Below are 17013 nucleotides of genomic sequence, written 5' to 3' on the forward strand. Positions count from 1 at the left end.
CCTTCCCGCCGTCCCCACTATCCCAGAACCTGGTGTGCCGTCCATGACAACTCTTGACATCATGCTGCCCTACTACGGCAACGTCGCGCTGATGCAGGCCGCCGTGCGCAGCATCCTGGCCCAGAGCGACCCCAACTGGCGGCTCACCGTGGTGGACGACGGCAAGGAGCCGGACGTCCCCGGCTGGTTCGCCCAGCTCGGGGACGCCCGGGTCTCCTACCAGCGCAACGAGCAGAACCTCGGCGTGACGGGCAACTACCGGAAGTGCCTCGGCCTGGTGCGCGAGGAGAACTTCGTCATGATGGGCACCGACGACATCATGCTGCCCGACTACGTCGCCACCGTCCGGGGCGTGCTCAAGGACAACCCGGACATCGGCATGGTCCAGCCGGGCGTCCAGGTCATCGACGGCAACGACCGGCCCGCCGAGGGCCTCGTCGACCAGGCCAAGAAGCGCATCTACGCGCCCAAGGTCAACGGCCGCAAGCTGATGGGCGGCGAGGAGCTCGCGATCAGCCTGCTGCGCGGCAACTGGCTGTTCTTCCCGTCGATCTGCTGGCGCACCGAGGCCGTCCGCGCGGCCGGCTTCCGGGACAACCTGGAGGTCACCCAGGACCTCGCGCTGGTCATCGACCTGCTGCAGGCCGGGGAGCAGATGATGATCAGCGACACGACCTGCTTCCAGTACCGGCGGCACGCGGTCAGCATCTCCTCGGCACAGGCTTCCTCCGGCATCCGCTTCGAGGAGGCCAACCGCTTCTTCCGCGACGTCGCCGACCGCCTGGACGCGCACGGCTGGTCGAACGCCGCCAAGGCCTCCCGCCTGCACCTGTCCTCCCGGATCCACGCGCTGACCATGGTCCCCGGCGCGGTCAAGGGCCGGAACGGCTCGGGCGCCAAGACCCTGCTGCGGCACGTCGCCGGCAACGACCGCTACTGAGCGGCCGCTCCGCCCCCTGCCGCTCCACTCCCCCGCCGGGCCGACGCCTCCGACGCCCCGGCGCCCCACCCGACCGAGACCGGAACCAGAGGCCATGGCCGTGAGCAGCTCAGACCTTCCCCGCATCGCCGTCCTCGGCGGCACGGGCTTCATCGGGCGCACCATCCTGGGCGCCCTGGACGAGCGGGGCCACCACCTGCTCACCATCGCCCGCAAGGCACCGGCCGAGCCGCTGCCCGGCGAGTTCGCCCGGCTGGACCTCACCGAGGACTCCCCGGCCGAGCTGGCCGAGCTGCTCGCCGAGCACCGGATCGACGTGGTGATCAACGCGGCCGGCGGGATGTGGGGCCTGACCGACGAGCAGATGGTCGGCGCCAATGTCGGCATGGTCGGCCGCCTGCTGGAGGCGCTGCGGAGCATGCCCGCCGCCCCCCGACTGGTCCACCTCGGCACCGTGCACGAGTACGGCCTCTGCCCGATCGGCGTGAGCCTGGGCGAGGACTCCGAGCCGAAGCCGTCCATGGTCTACGGGCAGCTGAAGCTGCAGGCGACCCGGCTCATCGAGGACGCCGTGCGCACCGAGGGCCTGGACGCCGTGGTGCTCCGCCTGGGCAACGTGGTCGGCGCCCACCAGCCCGGGCACAGCCTGCTCGGCGTGATGGCCGGGAAGCTCGTGGCCGCCCGGACCGCCGGCACCACCGCGGAACTCGCGCTGCAGCCGCTCACGGCCCAGCGCGACTTCGTCGACCTGCAGGACACGGTGGACGCGATCATCGCCGCCGTCCCGAGCAACCCGGACTCCCCCGCCGTACTGAACATCGGCCTCGGCAAGGCGAGTTCGGCGCGCGAGCTGGTCGAGCTGCTGATCGAGGCCAGTGGTGTCCCGGTCGAGGTCACCGAGGTCCCGGCGCCCGACGGCACCGGCCCGGAGACCGAGTGGCAGCAGCTCGACGTCACCGCGGCGGGCAAGGCCCTCGGCTGGCAGCCCAGCCGCAGCCTGCGCTCGGCGGTCACCGAACTGTGGCGGGCCGCCTCGGCCGACGCCGCTTCCGCACGCTAACGATTCGATCAGCACACATGATGACCATCGGCGGCCGTCGGTAGGATCCGAGAAGGACCCGACCGGGCCTGTGCACCAGGCCGTCGCCTGGGCACCACTTCCAGGAAAGCATGATCGCTTCGATGTCTCGCAGGCTCTCCTCGTCGGGTACCCCCCAGTCCCGCGGCAACCGACCCGGCGGGTGGCTGTCCGTGCTGCCCGGCCGGCGCGGGACCCTCGCCGAGCTGTACTCGGGCCGGGCCAACAGCTTCGGTCTGCTGCGGCTGCTGCTCGCCTCCGCGGTGGTCGTCTCGCACATGTACCCCATCGCGTGGGGGCACCTCGACCCGCTCTGGATCAAGAGCGGGGAGCAGACCGACCTCGGCAAGATGGCGGTCGTCGGGTTCTTCGTGCTGTCCGGCTTCATGATCAGTGCCAGTGGTGCCCGGACGCCCATCGGGCGCTACTCCTGGCACCGCGCGCTGCGCATCCTGCCCGGGCTGTGGGGCTCGCTGCTGGTCTCCGCCCTGGTGATCATCCCGCTGCTGTGGCACTGGCAGCACGGGACCTTCGACGGGTACTGGAACCACCCGCAGGGGCCGGTGAACTACCTGAAGGGCACCTGGAACACCTCGATCAGCACCGGCTGGGACATCTCCGGGGTGATCGCCGAGGGCCGCAACCGGGGCACCAACTTCGACATCGGCGTCAACGGCGCCCTGTGGTCGCTGAAGTACGAGATCCTCTGCTACATCGTCATCGGGATGATGGGCGCGGCGGGCGTGCTCCAGCGGGCCCGCAAGTTCGTGCCGCTGCTGGCCCTGGGCCTGTGGGTGCTCATCCTGCGCGACTGGGTGAACATGCCCACCCTGCGCGGCATCCCGGGCGAGATGAACTCCGTCGTCTACGTGCCGTTCCTCGGTGCGATGTCGATGCACTTCATCATTCACCTGATCTTCATCTTCATGATCGGCGCGACCTTCCAGCTCTACCGCGAGCGGCTCGTCATCCACGACGGCCTGGCGGTGCTCAGCGCGGCCGTACTCGGCCTCAGCCTGTGGGTCGGCGGCCTCTTCGTCTTCGGCTACCCCGCCTTCGCCTACCTGCTGATCTGGCTGGCCATCCGGCTGCCGCGCCCGTTCCAGAAGATCGGCCGCAAGCGCGACTACTCGTACGGCATCTACATCTACGGCTTCACCGTCGAGCAGGCGCTGGCCATGCTGGGCTACGCCAAGCACGGCAAGCCGGTGTACCTGGCCCTCGCCATGGCCGGCACCGTGGTGCTGTCCGCGCTCTCCTGGCACCTGCTGGAGTCGCCGCTGATGAAGGCCAAGAACTGGACGCCGTGGCCGGTCCGCAAGCTCAAGGAGCGCGCCGCCGCCCGGGCCGCCGCCCACGACCCGCTCGTCGCGCCGTCGCCGGAGTCGGCGCCGGCGGCCGAGAAGCCGCCCAGGGTCTCCGCCTGACCCCTGTACCGCAACGCGCGGCGCCCGTCCGGTCCCTCCGGACGGGCGCCGCACGTTCCGGCTCCGCCCGACTCAGCGGCCGCGGAACACCCAGATCTTCATCAGCACGAACCGGGCCACCGTGGCCAGGCCGTTGGCGACGACCAGCCCGGCCACCTCGACCGCGCGCGGGGCGTGCGGCACGGCGCGGTCCAGCAGTTCCAGAACGCCCATGCTGAGCCCCAGCCCGATCAGGAACGCCACGGCGCCCTGGAGCTGGTGGCGCACCGCGCCCTCGGAGCCGGTGATCCCGAAGGTGAAGCGCCGGTTCGCCGCGGTGTTGGCGACCGCGCTGACCGCCAGCGCGAGCAGATTGGCCGACTGCGGCCCGGTGAACTGCCGGGCCAGAACGAACAGCCCCAGGTAGAAGAGGGTGCTGAGGACACCGATGACCAGGAACGAGGGCAGCTGCCGACGCACGGGCTGCCCGTCCGCCCGCGGCGGCCCGTTCCTGTCGTCCGTCGAAAGCATCGCGGGGTTCCCGTCCGTTCCGTCCACTCAGGGGAGCCGGTACGCGGCGACCCGTCCGTTGTCGAAGACCGGTTCGGCGAACTCCCGCAGCCGGGACGACTCGGCGCCCGCCTTCCGGTCGACCACCAGGAACCGCACCCGGTGCTCCTGCCGCAACCGCTCGATCGACTCTGCGGTAGGACGGTACACGGCGTCCTCGTTGAGCCCGAACAGGCGCTGGTCCCAGAAGGGCTCCCGGGCGGCCACGTCGCCGCCGGAGCGGGCCACCAGCCGGGGCGCGTACGCCCAGCCCTCCACCAGCACGGACCGCTCGGAGTACGCGCTGAGCCACTGCGAGCGGTAGTTGTAGCACCCCTGGTCGTTCGCGTAGTCGTCGAACTGCCAGCAGTGGCTGTTGGTGGCGAGCACGTCCGCGGGCCGGCTGTTCGCCCGGACCCAGCGGGCCGCCTCGATCTGCCGCCCGGACAGCGCCCAGGTGAAGTCCCAGCCGTACTCCCGGCCCTGGAGGACGTCCAGCGGCAGCGCCGGCAGCCCCAGCACGCACAGACCGGTGACCAGCACGACCCCGCCGGAGCCGCGCAGCGCGGGCCGCACCCGGCCGGCCCCCCGCCAGAGCAGCAGGCCGAGGACGGCCGCGACCGCGACCACCAGCGCGGCGGCCAGCACCGGCAGCAGCGGCCAGTGGACGCGGCTCCCGGTGCCCCGGCCCAGCAGGCGGACCGAGAAGTCGGCCCAGCGGTCCGAGAACCGGTGGATCAGCCAGGTGAGGACGGCGCCCGCCAGCACCGCCCCGGCCACCAGCGCCACCGAGGCCCGGCGCGGCAGCGCGGCCCGCTCGGCCAGCTCGCACCAGCCCCAGGCGGAGAGCAGCGCGGCGAACGGCGCCGAGGCGATGGTGAAGTAGCTCGCGTTGAAGCCGCCGATCAGCAGATAGGCCGCGGGTCCGGCGAGCGCCGACCCGAGCAGGAACCACTGCACCGGCTCCAGACGCATCCGCCGCCGCCACAGCAGCGGCACCGCGCCCAGCAGCCGCAGCTGGTGGTTGAGCACGAACGCCGCCAGCGTCGACAGCGCGACCGCCGCCCGGACCGGGGCCGGGCCCAGCTGGGGATCGGCCCAGTACTTCCGGACGTTCCCGAACAGGCCGAGCTGCAGCCCGTAGCTCTGGAAGTCGAAGACCAGCGCGGTGGCGAACAGCTGCGCCCCGACCAGGATCGCGCCGAGCAGCAGCACCGCCCGCGGGATCCGCCGGGAGGTGACGGCGAGGGCGAGGCCGGCCACCGCCAGCCCGCCCAGGGTGACCGGCAGGGTACTGGCCTTGGCCGCACTGGAGGCCAGCGCGAACAGGCCCACCAGGACGAAGGCCCCGCGCCCCAGCGGAGGCACCTCCCGCCGGTCGGAGCCGCCGACGCGCTCGCACAGCACCGCGCCGACCGAGGCTGCCAGCGCGACCAGCAGCGGCTGGCTGTAGGCGAGCGAGAGGCTCGCCCAGGACAGCAGCCCCACGGCGGGCGCGCCGAACAGCCAGGACTCGATGGGGCTGGGGTAGGTCGCCGAGAACTCGCCCACCCCCATGAACAGCACCACCGCCACCGGCCCGGCCCAGAGCCGGCCGCTCAGCCGGTGCGCGGCCACCGCGACGGTGAGCACGGTGAGCACGCTCAGCACCGGCACCATCAGCCGCATCGCGACCACCGGCAGGTCGATGCCGCCGACCACGGAGGACATCGCCATGTGGCTGAAGGTGAACCAGTGGTAGTGCAGGGGTTCCCCCGCCGCCTGCGGGAAGGTCGGCGGCATCTGGTACTTCGCGTTCCCGGCGAGCGAGATCATGTACGGGAGGTCCCCGTACACCCGGCTCGACTCCCCCGTCGGCAGGATCGGGTACCGGGCCAGGAAGACCTCGCCGAAGTAGACCGCCGTCAGCGCGACCAGGACCGCGACCGTCCACGACCAGCTCAGCGGCGGCCGCACGTACCCGCGCGGACGCCAGTGCCGGCGCAGCCCGGGCACCAGGGCGAACGGGAGGACCACGGCGAGCGGCCAGAGCACGGCCACCGACTGCAGGCCGAGCCGGACGGTCACGGCCCAGGCGGCGAGCTCCAGCACCAGACCGGTGACGGCCCCCAGTGCGAGGTCCTCGACCAGGGTGTGCGGGCGGCGGCGCAGGGCGCGGAACACCAGCGTGCCGGGGAGCAGCACCGCCCACAGCGCGTAGCCGGCGTAGCGGGCGACGTCCGCGACCGGTGTGCCGCAGCCGAGCAGGACCGCCAGGACGGCGATCAGGGCGACCGAGGCCGGCAGCAGCCGGACCGCGCGGAACCGCCCGGTCAGCGGTGCCGAGGACCCGGCCCGCTCGTCGGCCGTCTCCGCGCCGCGCTCCGACGCGGTCGTCCGGTAGCCGTCCACGTACTGCCTCCTCGCACGTTCCGGGCCGCCGCCGGCGCGCTAGCGGACACAGTCGGAGAGCTTCTCCGCCCCCGCTCCGGTGCTCTCCTCGGCCGAGTCGTAGCCGACGAAGTAGGCGGGCCTGGCCTGGACCGCCGAGTAGATCCGGCCGACGTACTCGCCGAGCAGACCCACGCAGATCAGTTGGACGGCGCCGATGAACAGCATTCCGATGAACAACGACGACCACCCCGGGACGGTGTTGCCGACCGCGTGTTCGATCGCGGTGTAGGCGCCGAGCACCAGGCAGACCAGGAAGCTGAACAGACCGAGCCAGGTGGCCAGCCGCAGCGGGGCGGCGGAGAAGTTCGTCACGCTGTCCAGCGCCAGCCGGACCATCTTGCCCAGCGGATAGTGGGTCGCCCCGGCGACCCGCTCCTCGCGGACGTAGACCACCTCGCCGCTGGGGAAGCCGAGCCACGGCACCAGCAGCCGGTAGACCGGCTGGTGCTCGGGCAGGGCCTTGAGCGCGTCCACCGCCGCGCGGCTGAGGAGCCGGTAGTCACCGGCCTGGTTCGGCATCCGCTTGCCGACGAGCTTGCGCATCAGCCAGTAGTAGGCGCCGGCCGTGCGCCGCTTGAAGAAGCTGTCCGTGCCCCGGTCGCCGCGTACGCCGTAGACGATGTCGAGGCTCCGCTCGCGGGCGAGCTCCAGCATCTCGGGGATCTTCTCCGGCGGGTCCTGGAGGTCCGCGTCGATGCTCACCACGAAGTCGCCGAACGCCCGGTGCAGCCCGGCCTTGAGTGCCGCCTGGTGACCGGAGTTGCGGGAGAAGCGGACGATCCGGAACTCGGGCCAGTCCTGGCGGATCTTCTGCATCAGCAGCGGCGTGGCGTCGGTGCTGCCGTCGTCGACACCGACGACCTCGTAACCGACACCCAGCCCGTCGAGGATCGGCCGCAGTCGCTCGACTGTCAGCGGCAGCGCGTCCTGCTCGTTGTAGATCGGCATGACCACCGACAACTCGGGCGCCGTCGTCATGAATTGCTCCCGCTTTCCGCCGGTGGGGTCGATCGCCGCCGACAATAGCAGCCGGTGATGATGCCCCGATGAGACGCGCTGGACACCCCGGCGGGCCGACGAACCGGTGCCGGACCGCCGCTTTTCGGGAAGACCGACGGGGCGCCGCCCTCGGAAGGGTGGCGCCCCGCGGCCGGACGGTGGGTGGCCCACCGTCCGGGCCGACCCCCGGGTTCGCTCCGGCGTTGTGCCGCGATCCCGGTGGACGGTCTTGAGCACAAAGACAGAGGGCTTGGTGAGGATCCTGGGATCCTCACCAAGCCCATCCTGACCAGGGGTCAGGAGTCAGAGCATCAATTACTTGATGATCTTGGTGACCTGGCCGGCGCCGACGGTCCGACCACCCTCACGGATGGCGAACTTCAGGCCCTCCTCCATGGCGATCGGCTGGATCAGCGCGACCGTCATGCCGGTGTTGTCGCCCGGCATGACCATCTCGGTGCCCTCGGGGAGGGTCACGACGCCGGTCACGTCCGTGGTACGGAAGTAGAACTGCGGGCGGTAGTTGTTGAAGAACGGGGTGTGACGGCCACCCTCGTCCTTCGACAGGATGTAGGACTGGGCCTCGAAGTCGGTGTGCGGCGTGACCGAACCCGGCTTGATGATGACCTGGCCGCGCTCGACGTCCTCGCGCTTGATGCCGCGGAGCAGCAGACCGACGTTCTCACCGGCCTGGCCCTCGTCGAGCAGCTTGCGGAACATCTCGATGCCGGTGACCGTGGTGGTGGTCTTCTCGGTCTTGATGCCGATGATGTCGACGGTCTCGTTGACCTTGAGGATGCCGCGCTCGATACGACCGGTGACGACGGTGCCACGACCGGTGATCGTGAAGACGTCCTCGATCGGCATCAGGAACGGCTGGTCCACGGCGCGGGCCGGGGTGGGGATGCTCTCGTCGACGGCGTGCATCAGGCCGAGGAGCTTCTGGCCCCACTCGGCGTCGCCCTCGAGGGCCTTCAGCGCGGAGACGCGGACGACCGGCAGGTCGTCGCCCGGGAACTCGTACTCGGAGAGCAGCTCGCGGACCTCGAGCTCGACGAGCTCCAGGATCTCCTCGTCGTCCACCATGTCGGACTTGTTCAGCGCGACGACGATGTAGGGGACGCCGACCTGGCGGGCCAGGAGGACGTGCTCCTTGGTCTGCGGCATCGGGCCGTCGGTGGCGGCGACCACCAGGATGGCGCCGTCCATCTGGGCGGCACCGGTGATCATGTTCTTGATGTAGTCCGCGTGACCCGGGCAGTCGACGTGGGCGTAGTGACGCGCCTCGGTCTGGTACTCGACGTGCGCGATCGAGATGGTGATACCGCGCTGCCGCTCCTCCGGCGCCTTGTCGATCTGGTCGAACGGCGTGAAGGGGTTGATGTCCGGGTACGCGTCGTGCAGCACCTTGGTAATCGCCGCGGTCAGCGTGGTCTTACCGTGGTCGATGTGACCGATGGTGCCGATGTTGACGTGGGGCTTCGTCCGCTCGAACTTCGCCTTCGCCACTGAGTCCTCCTGAGGACAGTTCTGTACGCCGTGGTGACGTCAGTTGGTCTTTGATCGGTTTTGTGTGGGCTGTCCGGAGGACACCCCGTGCCGTCCCACTGGGTGGGGGGCCGGAGGCCCCGGGAGGATCCGACCGGATCCTCCCGAGTTGCCTCCCAATAGCCTAAGGGGTGGCTGTCGTCCCGAAAGTCGGGACGTTACTCGCCCTTGGCCTTCGCGATGATGTCGTCCGCGACGTTCCTCGGAACCTCGGCGTACGAGTCGAACTGCATCGAGTAGCTCGCGCGACCAGAGGTCTTGCTGCGCAGGTCACCGACGTAGCCGAACATCTCGGAGAGGGGCACCAGCGCCGTGACGACGCGGGCACCGTGACGCTCATCCATGGACCGGATCTGGCCACGGCGAGAGTTGATGTCGCCGATCACGTCGCCCATGTAGTCCTCGGGCGTGGTGACCTCGACGGCCATCATCGGCTCCAGGAGGACCGGCTTGGCCTTCCGGGCGCCTTCCTTGAAGGCCATCGAGCCGGCGATCTTGAACGCGAGCTCGGACGAGTCGACGTCGTGCGCCGCACCGTCGAGGAGCTTCACGCGAACGCCCTGGAGCGGGTAGCCGGCGAGGATACCGAACTCCATGGCCTCCTGGCAGCCGGCGTCGACCGACGGGATGTACTCCCGCGGAACGCGGCCACCGGTGACCTGGTTGACGAACTCGTAGCCCTCGGCCTGCTCGAGCGGCTCGATCGCGATCTGCACCTTGGCGAACTGACCGGAGCCACCGGTCTGCTTCTTGTGGGTGTAGTCGATGCGCTCGACGGCCTGACGGATCGTCTCGCGGTACGCGACCTGCGGCTTGCCGACGTTGGCCTCGACCTTGAACTCACGGCGCATACGGTCGACGAGCACCTCGAGGTGCAGCTCGCCCATACCCGCGATGATGGTCTGGCCGGTCTCCTCGTCCGTGTTGACCTGGAAGGACGGGTCCTCCTCGGCGAGACGCTGGATGGCAACGCCCAGCTTCTCCTGGTCACCCTTGGACTTGGGCTCGATCGCGACGCGGATGACCGGGGCCGGGAAGTCCATGGACTCCAGGATGACCGGGTGCTTCTCGTCGGACAGCGTCTCACCGGTGGTGGTCTGCTTCAGGCCCATGACGGCGATGATGTCGCCGGCGCCCACCGAGTCGATCTCCTCACGCTTGTTCGCGTGCATGCGGTAGATCTTGCCGATGCGCTCCTTCTTGCCCTTGACGGCGTTCAGCACCGAGGTGCCGGACTCCAGGCGGCCCGAGTAGACCCGGACGAAGGTGAGCTTGCCGAGGTGCGGGTCCGACATGATCTTGAACGCGAGCGCGGCGAGCGGCTCGTCGTCCGAGGCCTTGCGGGAGATCTTGACCGTGTCGTCGCCCGGCTTGGTGCCCTCGATGGACTCGACGTCCAGCGGGGACGGCAGGTACTTGACGACGGCGTCGAGCAGGGGCTGGACGCCCTTGTTCTTGAACGCGGTACCACAGAAGATCGGGGTGAAGTCCGAGTTCAGGGTGCCCTTGCGGATCGCGTCCTGCAGCAGCTCGACCGGGATGTCCTCGCCCTCGAGGGCGAGCTCCATGATCTCGTCGCTGACGTTCGACACGGTGTCGATCAGCTGCTCGCGGTACTCGTCCGCCTGCTCCTGCAGCTCGGCCGGGATGTCGACGATGTCGTACATCTCGCCCTTGGCCGCCTCGGCGGACCAGACCAGCGCCTTCATGCGGACCAGGTCGACAACGCCCTGGAAGTCCGCCTCGGCACCGATCGGCAGCTGCATGACCAGCGGGGTCGCGCCGAGGCGGTCCACGATGGTCTTGACGCAGAAGAAGAAGTTGGCGCCCGTGCGGTCCAGCTTGTTGATGAAGCAGATGCGCGGGACGCCGTAGCGGTCGGCCTGCCGCCACACGGTCTCGGACTGGGGCTCGACACCGGCGACACCGTCGAACACCGTCACAGCACCGTCGAGGACGCGCAGCGAACGCTCCACCTCGACGGTGAAGTCGACGTGACCCGGGGTGTCGATGATGTTGATGGTGTGGTCGGCATCGTCGACGGTCCAGTGACAGGTCGTCGCGGCCGACGTGATCGTGATGCCGCGCTCCTGCTCCTGCTCCATCCAGTCCATGGTGGCAGCGCCATCGTGGACCTCACCGATCTTGTACGACACACCGGTGTAGAACAGGATCCGCTCGGTGGTGGTGGTCTTGCCCGCGTCGATGTGCGCCATGATCCCGATGTTGCGGACCTTGGCGAGGTCAAGGGAGGTTGCAGCCATGGTGGCTCGTTCTCTCTCTGTCTAGTGACGGGGTACGGACTACCAGCGGTAGTGCGCGAACGCCTTGTTGGACTCGGCCATCTTGTGGGTGTCCTCGCGACGCTTCACGGAAGCGCCCAGGCCGTTGCTGGCGTCGAGGATCTCGTTCATCAGGCGCTCGGTCATGGTCTTCTCGCGACGGGCGCGCGAGTAGCCGACCATCCAGCGCAGCGCCAGGGTGCTGGCGCGGCCCGGGCGGACCTCGACCGGAACCTGGTAGGTCGCGCCACCGACACGGCGGGACTTGACCTCGAGGGCGGGCTTGACGTTCTCCAGCGCGCGCTTCAGCGTGACGACCGGGTCGGCGCCGCTCTTCTCGCGGACGCCCTCGAGGGCGCCGTAGACGATCCGCTCGGCGGTGGAGCGCTTGCCGTGCAGCAGGATCTTGTTGACCAGCTGGGTGACGACAGGGGAGCCGTAGACCGGGTCGATGATGACCGGGCGCTTCGGGGCGGGGCCCTTACGAGGCATTCTTACTTCTCCTTCTTGGCGCCGTAGCGGCTGCGAGCCTGCTTGCGGTTCTTGACACCCTGGGTGTCGAGCGAACCGCGGATGATCTTGTAGCGGACACCAGGAAGGTCCTTCACACGACCACCGCGCACCAGCACGATGGAGTGCTCCTGCAGGTTGTGGCCCTCGCCCGGAATGTAAGCGGTGACCTCGATCCCGCTGGTGAGGCGCACACGGGCGACCTTACGAAGGGCCGAGTTCGGCTTCTTCGGGGTGGTCGTGTACACACGCGTGCAGACCCCACGGCGCTGCGGGGAACCCTTCAGCGCGGGAGTCTTGTTCTTCTCGACCTTGTCCTGCCGGCCCTTTCGGACCAGCTGCTGGATCGTAGGCACCGTTTCTCCGTTTTCTGTGTGCCAAGGCTTGGTGGAACTAACCTGCGGTGTTCCCTCGCACACGGCCCCGTGGTTCGACCCACGCGGTCGGGTGTGTTGGGTTTTTTCCGGCACGGAATCCCGTGGGCTGATGTACAGCGACGGCGCTTCACGCGCGGCGCGCCGTAAAAGGCGCTCCGGCTCGGCGCGGCGACCGGTGTGCATGCACGCACAAGGACCCGGGGACACCCCAGGCACAAGGTCAGAGCGTACCTAGCGCATCGGGCTCGGTCAAAACAAATGGAACATCGCAGGTCGTGGCCTTGGCGACGGAGTCCCCGAGGGCCTCCGAGGCCGCGGCCGATGCTTATAGCACACTCCCTCACGGCGCGCCCCGCAACTCGTCCCGCGCTCGGCCGACCGGAGTCGGCGGACGGTGACGGACCGGACACGCCGGGCGCGCCCCGTCCGCGGGGGCCTCGGGGAGGGTCGGGGAGGGTCGGCGGGCGCCGGCCCCGTCAGCCGAAGACGGCCACCGTCAGCATGATCGTCGTCCAGAAGGCGATCGACAGCCAGCCGAAGACGATCCCGGTGACGGCCATCCCGTCGCCGTCCTCGTTCCGCTCGGCCGCCTGCCGGCGTCCGATGTGGCCGGTGATCACGGCCGGCACCCCCAGCAGGCCGACGGTCGGCACGCAGAGCAGGCCGAGGACCAGCGAGGTCACCGCCAGGGCGTTGGTCGGCCGGGGCGGCGGCGGGGCCAGGAAGGTCGGCGGCACCGGGACCAGGACCGGTCCGGCCTGCGCCACCGTCATCTGCGGGGCGACCATCGGCCCGGCCGGCAGGTCGGCGACGAGCCGGGCGAGCTGGCCGTAGGTCTGCGCGGTGCTGGCCGCCTCGAAGCGCTCGCCGTACTCGGCGGCGCTGAGCCTGCCCTCGGCGAACGCGGCCTTCAGCACGTCCACCGTGCGCTCGCGGTCCGCGGTCGCCGCCCGCATCGCCGACTGCGGCATCGCGACCTGGGGCATCGCGACCTGCGGCACGGCGGCCGGCGGCATCGGGGGGTACGGCATCGCGGGCGGGCCCGGAACCGGCGGCCGGGCCGCCCCGAACTCCTGCTCACCCCACGGCTGAACGGCCATCCGCCACCTCCCGGTACCCCCGCGCGACCACGGAGCCCCCCGTTCGTCGGACTCTCATAGTGCAGGACGAACGGGGGCTCCGAGTAGTTGCCGATTCTCCCGATCCGGTACACCTCCGGTTCCGCGGGACGTCCCCCGCCGCACCGTTCACCCGTTTGGTCCCGACACGCCTGGGGCATCGCCACAGGAGACAGGCCCGGCCGGGCGGTGGCAGGCTGTCGTCGGGCCCGTTTCGATCATGGAACGACGATCGGCCCCGACCGGTCCGACCACCACCAGAGAGAGCCGCCATGCAGGCATCGGCGCCGCCGCCGTCCCCCGACCCGACCGCCCCCGTGCCCCCTGCCGTTCCCTCGGCCGTGTCCATCCAGGGCCTGTGGAAGCACTTCGGGAGCCAGGCCGCCGTCGCCGGGCTCGGCCTGGAGCTGCCGACCGGGGCGTTCATCGGACTGGTCGGCCCGAACGGCGCCGGGAAGACCACCACGCTGTCGATGGTCACCGGGCTGCTCCGGCCCGACCAGGGGACCGTGCTCATCCACGGCGCCGACGTCTGGGCCGACCCGGTCACCGCCAAGGCCCGGATCGGCATCCTGCCCGAGGGCCTGCGCATGTTCGAGCGGCTCAGCGGCCGCGAGCTGCTCCAGTACAACGGGCGGCTGCGCGGACTGCCGGGCGCCGAGGTCGACCGCCGGGCCGAGGAACTGCTCGCCGTCCTCGACCTCGCCGACCACGCCGACAAGCTGGTCGCCGACTACTCCACCGGCATGCGCAAGAAGATCGGCCTCGCCGCCGCCCTGCTGCACAACCCGGACGTGCTCTTCCTCGACGAGCCGTTCGAGGGCGTCGACCCGGTCTCCGCCCAGACCATCCGCGGCGTGCTCAAGCGGTACGCGGCGGCCGGTTCCACCGTCGTCTTCTCCAGCCATGTGATGGAGCTCGTCGAACAGCTCTGCGACTGGGTCGCCGTCATCAGCGCCGGCCGGGTCATCGCCCAGGGCCCGCTCGACACCGTCCGCGGCGGGCGCAGCCTGCACGAGGCGTTCCTCGATCTGATCGGCGTCCGCGAGGACGACGGCCGGTCGCTCGACTGGCTCGGCGGGGGCGAGCGGTGAGCTCCTCCCCCGCCCCGGCTCCGGCCCCGGCCCCGCTCCCGGCTCCCGTCCCGCTCCCGGCGGCCGGGATCCCCGACGACCGGACGGTCGTCCGCACCCTGGTCTCGCTCAAGCTCCGGCTGCTGCGCAACGGGCTGCGCCGCAGTCGCGGCCGCGCCGCCCTCTACGTGCTCGGCGCCACCGTCGGCCTGCTGTTCGCGACCGGCATCGCCCTGCTGCTGACGGTCCTCCACGACCACGTCGAGCACGGCGCCGCCGGTGACGCGGGCGTCGTCCTGGCCGGCGCGCTCACCCTCTCCTGGGCCGCGATCCCGCTGTTCCTCTTCACCAGCGACGAGAGCTCCGACCCCACCCGGCTCACCATGCTGCCGCTGCGGCCCGGACCACTGCTGCGCGGCTCGGTGCTGGCCGCGCTGCTCGGCCCCGGACCTCTGATCAGCCTGGTGCTGCTCACCGGCGCCGCGCTGTCCGGCGCGCACGGCGCCGCCTCGGCGGTGGCCGGCGCGGTCGGGGTGCCGCTCGCGGTGCTCACCGTGGTGACGCTCTCCCGCGCGGTCGCCGCCGGCAACGCCCGGCTGCTCTCCAGCCGCCGCGGCAAGGACTTCGCCGTCTTCGGCGGCCTGCTCTTCGCGCTGCTGGCGCAGATCGCCAACCTCGGCTCGCAGAGCGTCTTCGGCAAGGCCGGCGAGAACGGCGCCGACCTCGGCCCGCTGGCCCCCTTCGCCGCCGTGCTGCGCTGGATCCCGCCGGTCGGCGCCGTCGACGCGGCGCGCACCGCGGGCGAGGGGCAGTGGCCGCTCGCGCTGCTCCAGCTCGCCGCGACCGCCGCGTTGCTCGCCCTGCTGCTGCGGTGGTGGCGCGCCAGCCTCCAGCAGCTGATGGTCATCGCGGACGCCTCGACGGTGGAGGTCGTCCGCGGCGTCCAGCGGGCGCGGCGCGGCCCGCGCTTCCTGCCGGAGGGCCGGGCCGGCGCGGTGATGCAGCGCCACCTGCGCTACGCCTGGCGCGAGCCCCGGGCCAAGGCCGCCGTCTTCACCAGCATCGGGATGACGCTGGTGATCTGCGTGCTGTCGATCGTCCAGGGCTGGTCGACGGTCTACCTGGTGGCGATGACCGGGATGTTCCTCGGGCTGCAGATGCTCAACCTGTTCGGCATGGACGGCTCCGCGTTCTGGATGGTCGCGGCCACCCTGCTCACCCCGGCGGACGCCCGGGACGAGCTGCGCGGGCGCGCGTACGCCGTCCTCTCCTACGCCGTCCCGGTCACCCTGGTGCTCGCCCTGGTGCTGGCCGCCGCCACCGGCGACTGGTCCGGGCTGCCGGCCGCCGTCGGCGTCGCGTTCGCCCTGCTCGGCAGCGGTCTCGCGATCGGCGCCGTGCTCAGCGTGCTCGCGCCGTACACCATGCCCGCCGACAACAACCCGATGCGCAACGCCGCCCCGGGCCAGGGCGGGCTGGTGATGCTGAACAGCTTCGGCTCGATGTTCGGCAGCGCCCTCGTCGCCGCCCCGGTCGTCGGCTACCTGGTGTGGGCCCTCGCCACCGGCGCCGCCACCTGGCCGCTGGTGTTCGCCGGCCCCCTCTACGGCGCCGCCGTCGCCGCCCTCGGGCTCCGCCTCGCCGCCGGGCGGCTGCTGGAGCGCCTCCCGGAGATCCTGGCCAAGGCCGTCGAACGCTGACACCCGCCGGTGGTCGAAGGTGCAGGGGTACCGGGGTGCCGGGCGGATTTTCGGTGGCGGGCGGTCGGCGGGGACCGTAGCGTCCCGGGCATGAACGCCAAGCGCCCGCTGATCGCCGTCCTGACCGGCGCCGGGATCTCCACCGACTCCGGCATCCCCGACTACCGGGGCCCGAACGGCCTGTGGCAGCGCGACCCGGGCGCGCAGCGGCTGGTCACCGCCGGCCCCTACCTGTCCGATCCCGAGGTCCGCCGCGAGGCATGGCGGTTGCGGGCCGCGACCGGCGCGCTCGCCGCCGAGCCGAACGCCGGCCACCGGGCGCTGGTGGCGCTGGAGCGGTCCGGCCTGCCGGTGCGGGTCCTCACCCAGAACGTCGACGGACTGCACCAGCGGGCCGGGCAGACCCCGCGCAAGGTGCTCGAACTCCACGGCACCGCGCGGGAGGTGCAGTGCGTGGACTGCCGTGCGACCGGCCCGACGGAACAGGCCCTGGAGCGGGTCGCGGCGGGCGAGCCGGATCCGGCCTGCCTGGTCTGCGGCGGGATCCTGCGCCCGCGCACCGTGATGTTCGGCGAGCAGCTGGACACCGAGGTGCTCCGGCAGGCGGAGGCGATCAGCACGGCCTGCGAGCTGTTCATCGCCGTCGGCACCAGTCTGCAGGTCTACCCGGTGGCCGCGCTGCCGTACGACGCGGTGCGGGCCGGTGCCCGGCTGATCGTGGTGAACGGCGAGCCGACGCCGCTCGACGAGGTCGCCGAGGAGGTCGTCCGGGAGCCGATCTCGACCGCCCTGCCGGCCCTGGTGGAACGGCTGGTCGCCCACTCCGGCTGACCGCCCGCGCACGCCGGGCGCGACCGCGCAGAGGGTCGCGGTCTTTCCGAACTGCCAAGTCCCGGCGGCCTGTTCTGCGCTACGCTGCCGCGCGGAGCGGCGTGGTCGGTTTCCGGCCACGGGGGGAGGCCGCGCGGGCGGGGCACGCCCGCGCGCCGCACCGGGGCAC

The 17013-nt window shown here is 71.1% G+C and carries 14 protein-coding genes; 6 read left to right on the top strand and 8 right to left on the bottom strand.

What is annotated here, in order from left to right; genetic code table 11:
* Window positions 1-43: 43 nt before the first annotated feature.
* The 3 genes from OG715_RS18695 (at window position 44) to OG715_RS18705 (ending at window position 3445) form a co-directional block, all read left to right on the top strand.
* A complete protein-coding gene (locus tag OG715_RS18695; protein ID WP_266269918.1) occupies window positions 44-940 on the top strand; it encodes a glycosyltransferase family 2 protein in 897 nt (298 codons plus the stop codon).
* A 100-nt stretch (window positions 941-1040) separates the two neighbouring features.
* The gene (locus tag OG715_RS18700) at window positions 1041-2000 is read left to right on the top strand and encodes an NAD-dependent epimerase/dehydratase family protein (protein WP_266269919.1); all 960 of its coding nucleotides are present in this window, start codon (window positions 1041-1043) and stop codon (window positions 1998-2000) included.
* 122 nt (window positions 2001-2122) lie between these two features.
* Complete coding sequence (locus OG715_RS18705) at window positions 2123-3445, top strand: acyltransferase family protein (RefSeq protein WP_266269920.1); 1323 nt, start codon at window positions 2123-2125, stop codon at window positions 3443-3445.
* Between the two features lie 72 nt (window positions 3446-3517).
* On the opposite strand, the gene OG715_RS18710 is transcribed toward OG715_RS18705, so the two are convergent.
* From OG715_RS18710 to OG715_RS18745, 8 genes are all read right to left on the bottom strand, one after another.
* Window positions 3518-3904, bottom strand: coding sequence for a GtrA family protein (locus OG715_RS18710; protein WP_266269921.1), 387 nt, complete (start codon window positions 3902-3904; stop codon window positions 3518-3520).
* Between the two features lie 78 nt (window positions 3905-3982).
* Window positions 3983-6364: a hypothetical protein gene (locus tag OG715_RS18715; protein WP_266269922.1), complete on the bottom strand. Its 2382-nt coding sequence runs from the start codon at window positions 6362-6364 to the stop codon at window positions 3983-3985.
* A 39-nt stretch (window positions 6365-6403) separates the two neighbouring features.
* Window positions 6404-7384, bottom strand: a complete 981-nt coding sequence (locus OG715_RS18720) for a glycosyltransferase family 2 protein (protein ID WP_266269923.1) — start codon at window positions 7382-7384, stop codon at window positions 6404-6406.
* A 336-nt stretch (window positions 7385-7720) separates the two neighbouring features.
* Entirely contained in the window at window positions 7721-8914 is a 1194-nt protein-coding gene (tuf, locus tag OG715_RS18725; protein WP_266269924.1) for an elongation factor Tu, read from the bottom strand.
* A gap of 197 nt (window positions 8915-9111) precedes the next feature.
* Window positions 9112-11217: an elongation factor G gene (gene fusA, locus OG715_RS18730; RefSeq protein WP_266269926.1), complete on the bottom strand. Its 2106-nt coding sequence runs from the start codon at window positions 11215-11217 to the stop codon at window positions 9112-9114.
* Between the two features lie 39 nt (window positions 11218-11256).
* A complete protein-coding gene (rpsG, locus tag OG715_RS18735; protein WP_030393278.1) occupies window positions 11257-11727 on the bottom strand; it encodes a 30S ribosomal protein S7 in 471 nt (156 codons plus the stop codon).
* 2 nt (window positions 11728-11729) lie between these two features.
* Window positions 11730-12101 carry a 30S ribosomal protein S12 gene (gene rpsL, locus OG715_RS18740; RefSeq protein ID WP_014144289.1) on the bottom strand — a complete coding sequence of 124 codons (372 nt, stop codon included), beginning with the start codon at window positions 12099-12101 and terminating at the stop codon, window positions 11730-11732.
* A 497-nt stretch (window positions 12102-12598) separates the two neighbouring features.
* Entirely contained in the window at window positions 12599-13222 is a 624-nt protein-coding gene (locus OG715_RS18745; protein WP_323182137.1) for a DUF1707 and DUF4190 domain-containing protein, read from the bottom strand.
* A 290-nt stretch (window positions 13223-13512) separates the two neighbouring features.
* Here OG715_RS18745 and OG715_RS18750 point away from each other — a divergent pair, with 290 nt between their 5' ends.
* From OG715_RS18750 to OG715_RS18760, 3 genes are all read left to right on the top strand, one after another.
* Entirely contained in the window at window positions 13513-14334 is an 822-nt protein-coding gene (locus OG715_RS18750) for an ABC transporter ATP-binding protein (RefSeq protein WP_266269927.1), read from the top strand.
* The gene (locus tag OG715_RS18755) at window positions 14331-16013 is read left to right on the top strand and encodes a transporter (protein ID WP_266269929.1); all 1683 of its coding nucleotides are present in this window, start codon (window positions 14331-14333) and stop codon (window positions 16011-16013) included. The genes OG715_RS18750 and OG715_RS18755 overlap by 4 nt, the downstream gene beginning before the upstream one ends.
* Before the next feature lie 90 nt (window positions 16014-16103).
* Window positions 16104-16844 (top strand): SIR2 family NAD-dependent protein deacylase, encoded by a 741-nt coding sequence (locus OG715_RS18760; protein ID WP_266269930.1) that lies wholly within the window; start codon window positions 16104-16106, stop codon window positions 16842-16844.
* The last annotated feature ends 169 nt before the right edge of the window (window positions 16845-17013 follow it).

Source organism: Kitasatospora purpeofusca (assembly GCF_036010405.1).
Lineage (GTDB): Bacteria > Actinomycetota > Actinomycetes > Streptomycetales > Streptomycetaceae > Kitasatospora > Kitasatospora purpeofusca.

What these genes read in the sequence shown, in the direction of transcription:
- OG715_RS18720 (WP_266269923.1), bottom strand. Translation starts at nt 7,384, where the DNA reads ATGACGACGGCGCCCGAGTTGTCGGTGGTCATGCCGATCTACAACGAG.
- OG715_RS18705 (WP_266269920.1), top strand. Translation starts at nt 2,123, where the DNA reads ATGTCTCGCAGGCTCTCCTCGTCGGGTACCCCCCAGTCCCGCGGCAAC.
- OG715_RS18750 (WP_266269927.1), top strand. Translation starts at nt 13,513, where the DNA reads ATGCAGGCATCGGCGCCGCCGCCGTCCCCCGACCCGACCGCCCCCGTG.
- OG715_RS18695 (WP_266269918.1), top strand. Translation starts at nt 44, where the DNA reads ATGACAACTCTTGACATCATGCTGCCCTACTACGGCAACGTCGCGCTG.
- OG715_RS18745 (WP_323182137.1), bottom strand. Translation starts at nt 13,222, where the DNA reads ATGGCCGTTCAGCCGTGGGGTGAGCAGGAGTTCGGGGCGGCCCGGCCG.
- fusA (WP_266269926.1), bottom strand. Translation starts at nt 11,217, where the DNA reads ATGGCTGCAACCTCCCTTGACCTCGCCAAGGTCCGCAACATCGGGATC.
- OG715_RS18760 (WP_266269930.1), top strand. Translation starts at nt 16,104, where the DNA reads ATGAACGCCAAGCGCCCGCTGATCGCCGTCCTGACCGGCGCCGGGATC.
- rpsG (WP_030393278.1), bottom strand. Translation starts at nt 11,727, where the DNA reads ATGCCTCGTAAGGGCCCCGCCCCGAAGCGCCCGGTCATCATCGACCCG.